Consider the following 1,070-nt stretch of genomic DNA (forward strand, 5'->3'; position numbering starts at 1 on the left):
AATAGGTAGCGCAATCTTCCTTTTTTATCATATAAAACCTTTTCTTTTTCTTCTTTGTTTGGATATATTTGCCTTATGTCAACCTCAAGCCTTGTTTTATTTAACAAACCTTACGGAGTACAAAGTCAGTTTCGTGACGATAGTAACAATGACCATACTACGTTATCTGAATACTTCACTGACAAGTCTTTGAGAGTGGCTGGTCGCTTAGACGCGACTTCAGAAGGCTTACTTATTTTGACAAGTGATGGACGGATAAACAAAGCCATCACGCATCCACCAAAGGCCAATGATGGGCACAAACAAGGCAAAACTTACTTGGTACAGGTTGAAGGCATCCCAACTCCTGAGCAACTACGTCAGCTTGTAACAGGTGTTGTTTTAAAAGACGGTAAGACGCTGCCTGCTAAAGTCAAACATCTAAACGAAGACGAATTACCGATGTCTCTTTGGGCACGCAACCCGCCTATTCGCGAGCGTAAAAGCGTACCTGACTCCTGGCTAATGCTGACCATTTACGAAGGAAAAAACCGTCAAGTACGTCGTATGACAGCACATGTTGGCCTGCCTTGCTTACGCTTAATCAGATGGTCAGTGGCTGGGTTTGAATTGAGCGATCTAGGTGTTGGTGAGTTTGTACGTATTCATTTAAGTAAAGAGCGCTGTCAGCAGTTAGGTATCATAAAGTACTAGAACACAGGTTGTAGCAAATTTGCTGCTGACATTTAAAACGTTAGCGACTCGAATTAGCAAGACTAATCTGCTAGTATCCATTATTTGTTGTGTTTTAGCCAAATGGTTTGTCAATTTATTCATTCATTTGACTGACTAGCGGCTTATTTATGTTAAGGACATATCATGGCTTCTTATCGTTATCCTCTTCCTGCTATAGCTATTAGTGTTACAACGCTACTTGTGCTTAATGCTTGCCAGCCAATCACTGAAAACTCAGAAAGTACAGTCCTTCAAAACGATGAGACAACGACCATAGAGGAGGTTATAGCACCTTCAACCCAAGCAACTGAACAAGAAACTGAACAAGCAACCAAGGTAGATGAAACGATTGATGG

The 1,070-nt window shown here is 41.2% G+C and carries 2 protein-coding genes; both read left to right on the top strand.

Annotation, left to right across the window (positions count from 1 at the left end):
- Positions 1-75: 75 nt before the first annotated feature.
- Positions 76-693 carry a pseudouridine synthase gene (locus tag ACS8FD_RS16470; protein WP_439262835.1) on the top strand — a complete coding sequence of 206 codons (618 nt, stop codon included), beginning with the start codon at positions 76-78 and terminating at the stop codon, positions 691-693.
- Between the two features lie 165 nt (positions 694-858).
- Positions 859-1,070 (top strand): hypothetical protein (locus tag ACS8FD_RS16475; RefSeq protein ID WP_439276635.1); only part of this gene is annotated, 212 nt, incomplete at its 3' end.

It is taken from the genome of Psychrobacter sp. 1U2 (genome assembly GCF_051847575.1).